Origin of the sequence: Pseudoalteromonas sp. Isolate6, from assembly GCF_022398435.1 — a bacterium.
GTDB classification, from domain to species: Bacteria; Pseudomonadota; Gammaproteobacteria; order Enterobacterales; family Alteromonadaceae; genus Pseudoalteromonas; species Pseudoalteromonas galatheae.
In genome coordinates, this window is record NZ_JAKEVK010000278.1 from 1 (window position 1) to 4,821 (window position 4,821).

Genomic DNA, 4,821 nt, shown 5'->3' on the forward strand with positions numbered 1-4,821 from the left:
AATTTACATAAATATTTCATGTTTGGAAAGATGAGACTTTCTCATCTTGGTAATGAAAGGCACATGTAATGTCGTGTAACTTGATTGTTAATAGCTTTGTACTAAGGTAGTTGATACTTCCACCGTCACGGACAGTTCAACATGAACAATAGACTAGTAATAAAATATGTAAGTACGGCAGTGGCTTGCACACTGTTTCTCGCAAGTTGTAGCTCACCAAGTAAAAAACCTTCAGTGCCCAAAGAAACGCTCGACCAAGTCGCAGAATCTGGTCAAGTGCCTGAGCGAGTTTGGCTCAATCAAGGATGGTCAGATAAACTTCGGCAAGACTTTTGGTTCACAGGTCAAGGGTCACAAATCATTCCCTATACTTGGTTTACTTGGTTAGAGCAACCCAACAGTAAAAAGCTCTTTCGCGATAGCGAACATATGGAAATGCTGCGCTATCTACCCAGTAAAACCGCCGCCAATAACCCTTCAGGTTTGCCCATCGGCTTTGCCGTGCATAACAATCAAACCACGGGACAAGCTTGGGTCGGGATGACCTGCGCCGCATGCCACACCAACCAAATTGATTATAATGGTACAAAAATTTTGGTAGAGGGTGCGCCCACCCTCGCCAACTTTGTACTCTTCTTTAGCCGCCTAAATGCCGCATTAGAAGCGACCCTCAACGATAATCAAAAGTTTAGCCGTTTCGCGATGCGGGTATTAAAAGAAGGAGCATCGCAAGAGTTGATTGATGATTTACGAGAGGATCTCAAGCACGTGGCGCTTGCAACCGCCGAGCGACAAACCGTTAATGACTTGCCCGAAGATTATCCAGACGATTTTACCAGCTATGCTCGACTTGACGCGTTTGGCAATATACAAAACGCCGGCACGGCATTTGCGCTTGACGACCTTAACAATAAAAATGCGCCCACCGCGCCCGTCTCCTATCCATTTTTATGGGGTACACACCAGTCCAATGTAGTGCAGTGGAATGCCTCAGCACCAAACGTACCTGTAATTGGGCCTCTGGTTAGGAACATAGGTGAAGTGGTGGGTGTATTTGGTTCGTTATCCATTGAAGAAGCACCGGTTTGGCAGCGTGTTTGGGGGAAACATGCGCGTTACAGCTCAACCGTTGACTTGCAAGGATTAGGACAATTAGAAGCGTGGGTAAAAACGCTACTTCCTCCCGCTTGGCCGGAACAATACTTTCCGGGAATTGACACTAACAAAGCGGCACAAGGAAAAATGTTATTCCAAGCAAACTGTGCTAGCTGTCATCAATTAATTGACCAAAAAAATCTACTTAAAGATTACGAAGCAGTCAAAGTGCCAGTAAAAGAGATAGGTACCGATCCTACTATGTCTAATAACGCCAGCTGCCATATGGCAAAGACCTTATTTTTAGAAGGTACTAAGACAGACATTCTTATTGGCGACAAATTCCAAGCGATAGATAGCGCTATTGATATCCCAGTAAATGGCGTTGTGGGTTTGGTGTTAAAAGACCCTATCAAAGCAATCGAAGCAGGCCTAATAGCAGAACGCACCGGGCCAGATGGTAAGAAAACCACTGTGAAAAAATCCATTGAAGAGCGCCTTAAAGTCTACCTAGAAAATAGACACAAATTGAGTCCGAACACTAATGAAGATTGTGTGGATGGTTTCTACGACGCGGGTGTCTACAAAGCAAGGCCGTTAAACGGAATTTGGGCAACCGCGCCTTATTTACATAATGGCTCAGTGCCAAACCTATGGTCACTATTACAATCACCAGAGTCGCGCCCGGATACCTTCTGGGTTGGTAGTCGCGAATTCGACCCTATCAACGTTGGCTATGTTACTCATCAAGGCATGAACGAGTTCAAAGTGAACAAAGCCAATGGTGAGGTTATGCCGGGCAACGATAACAGCGGTCACGTTTACGGCACTACCTTGAGTGACAATGAAAAGTGGCAAATCGTTGAGTTTTTGAAAACGCTATAAACGCTATTTAGCGCTAAAAACAAAGGGCCGAATACAGGCCCTTTGACTTATAACCGAAAACGTTATTTAAAATGACTCGTGCAACACCACCAGCGCACTTAACTTGCTTGCGCCAAACGTCATCATTTTTTCAAAATCCGACCTTGCGATGGGAACTTGCTGGCAGTCGATAGGATTTTGGTCGTCCTCGACATCAGGGTCATTAAGATATAAACACAATTCATCCAAGCCCGTAATAAGCACCCAATGCGGCGCTTTTTTACCGTTTAGTCTATAGGTGCTGATCAAAGCCAATACCGCACTACCCTGTAACAACCATTGTTCAACCTGTTCAAGCTTTACATCGGCTTGGTGAATAGCAATATCACGATATTCACACTCTTGACGGAATTGCTCATGAACTAAGGTCATCACCTGTTTTTTCTGCGCGCTTCTCACGCCATCTAAAAATAGTGGGCCCGCCGTATTCACCATCACCTCTGCCGCAAAACCACGGCGCTCCGCAGCCAATGCCAAACCAAATGGGTGACAGCCGCCGTGACCTGCAGTCATAAAGATGGTGGTCGCTTCACGCCATATTTCAAGCTCTAAGGCCTGATCGCCCATACAGCCTGGATCTATACTCGCCATTGCCATCATCAGTGACGCCGGTCCGCAAGTAAAGTCTGTCGTTTGCTGATACCAAGGTGCCTGATGCAACACCGCCTTTTGCGACAGCTTACGCACACATTTTTGCATTCTTAGCGCGTCATCATGATCCGCGTAATAGTTTTGATACTCGCCAAATACACGATAACCCATGCGTTTATATAAGCCGATGGCCGCGTCATTACGTTTAGCCACCTCTAAACGCATATATAACCAGCCCATTTCACCCGCTCTGGCCTCAAGCTCTGACATCAGTTGACGCGCGATCCCTTTACCTTGATGATGAGGCGATACCGCCAATGAATAAAGCCTGGCCAGCCGCGTTCCTTGGTGCAACCAAAGCAATCCATAGCCCACAAGTTCCCCTGCTAACTTTGCAGTAAGCAGCAGACTATGTTCAAAACTGATGTAATGCTTGAGTTGGCGACGACTCAGTCTATCCGCACTGAAGCAGCTTTGCTCCAGCACATTCAGTGAATTCAAATCCTGCAGTGTCGCCTTTTCGAGCACCAACGCGGCTTGCAACATTACTTTTTACCTCTCGCTTCAAGACGCCTTGAAAATTCAGACATCACCTGCATGTACAGCTCGTCACCGAGATATTTGTCTTCAACCCCTTGGTCAATATTCGGGTTGTCGTTTACTTCAAGCACGTAGGCTTTGCCGTTGTGCTCTTTAATATCAATACCATACAAACCATTACCCACAACTGCCGCCGCTTTTAATGCTGCACGTAACACCGCCTTTGGCACTTCAAACGTTGGTAACGTGTCAAACCCACCCGAGAAATTACGTTTTGACTCGTGGTTATAGATTTGCCAATGGTTACGTGCCATATGGTAACGGCATGCATAAATTGCACGGCCATTTAACACCCCAATACGCCAGTCGTAATCTGTGTATAAGTAAGCTTGCGCCAATACAATCGCAGAGACGCTCATCAGCTCTTGTAAACGCTCGCCAAGTTCTTCTTTGGTTTTTACTTTAAATACGCCTTTTGAGAACGAACTCTCAGGCATTTTAAGCACCATAGGTAGCGATAACTCAGCAATGAGTTTATCGATTACTTGTTCATTACACTGGCTCACAAATCGCGTTTCTAAACTTGGCACCTTCTTGTAATTAAAGGCATCATGTAAAAACACCTTATTACAACAACGTAGGATCGAGCTTGGGTCATCAATTACCACTAAATCTTTTTGCTCTGCTTCTTGCGCAAGGCGATAAGTATGGTGATCAATCGCTGTGGTTTCACGAATAAATAGCCCATCGTATTGGCCTAAGTTGTATAACTCAGCCGCTTCTAATGGATGAACTTTAATGCCAAGCTTTTCACCCGCTTTTACAAACCGGCTGATCGCCCCTTTATTACTTGGCGGCAACTTTTCATCGTGGTCCACCAACATCGCAATATCCCAGCGATACTTTTTGTGGCTCTTACGTTTGTTCCACTGAGTGGCATGCACATGACCTAATACTTGAGTACAAAACTCAAGCTGCGCCACCTGCAGAGTCGAAAAGTCGCGACGCTGCACCTGCACGCGCACGCCTTTGTCTTGCTGCTGTAATGTCACTTTTAGTAAAGGCGCTGGAAATTGCTGAAATAAATACGCCGCCAACTTACTAAACTCAGGCTGTTGGGTTTCGCCCATACAAATGATCAACTCAGCGTCATCGGTAATCGCGATCCCACGCTTATCAAACCAAGCTTGCGATAAAAACAACGCATTATCGCCATCACGTAAACCGTTAATAACTTTTAGACTCGGAAGTACTTGGTGATTACGCGCTTCAGCAAGTAAAGAGCAGTAATAACCTTGACTTAAATAACGATCACAGTCACATAAATTAATCACTCGAAGTTTTGATTCACCGAGCTTTGGGTACTCTTGCAAATACGTTTCAAACGTCACTACGTTATTTGCCAAAGGCAGTACATCTGCATTTTGATCAACAACGAATAGAGTAGATAGCATCTAAATAATCCTTAGGTGGCGATGCGTTGGCACATCATTACATGATGGTTTAGGCACCCCACGATTTAACATAGGGTTAGTGGGCAAATTCAAGGGCCCACATTAAAGTGGAGTAGTTGTAATCTTAAATATAGCACTTAGCAATTGAGTAATTTTGATTCTCAAGATAAATCTTTTTTGCTGTCGAAAATTTAAAGAAAGGACTTAAATTTCATAC

At 44.9% G+C, this 4,821-nt stretch carries 3 protein-coding genes; 1 reads left to right on the forward strand and 2 read right to left on the reverse strand.

Going from position 1 to position 4,821, the window contains the following annotated elements:
* The first annotated feature begins 141 nt into the window (after positions 1–141).
* Positions 142–1,980, forward strand: a complete 1,839-nt coding sequence (locus tag L1D50_RS21580; protein WP_128725593.1) for a di-heme-cytochrome C peroxidase — start codon at positions 142–144, stop codon at positions 1,978–1,980.
* A gap of 66 nt (positions 1,981–2,046) precedes the next feature.
* On the opposite strand, the gene L1D50_RS21585 is transcribed toward L1D50_RS21580, so the two are convergent.
* Entirely contained in the window at positions 2,047–3,156 is a 1,110-nt protein-coding gene (locus L1D50_RS21585) for a GNAT family N-acetyltransferase/peptidase C39 family protein (RefSeq protein ID WP_128725592.1), read from the reverse strand.
* Positions 3,156–4,604, reverse strand: coding sequence for a RimK family protein (locus L1D50_RS21590; protein WP_010606541.1), 1,449 nt, complete (start codon positions 4,602–4,604; stop codon positions 3,156–3,158). The genes L1D50_RS21585 and L1D50_RS21590 overlap by 1 nt, the downstream gene beginning before the upstream one ends.
* Between the last annotated feature and the right edge of the window lie 217 nt (positions 4,605–4,821).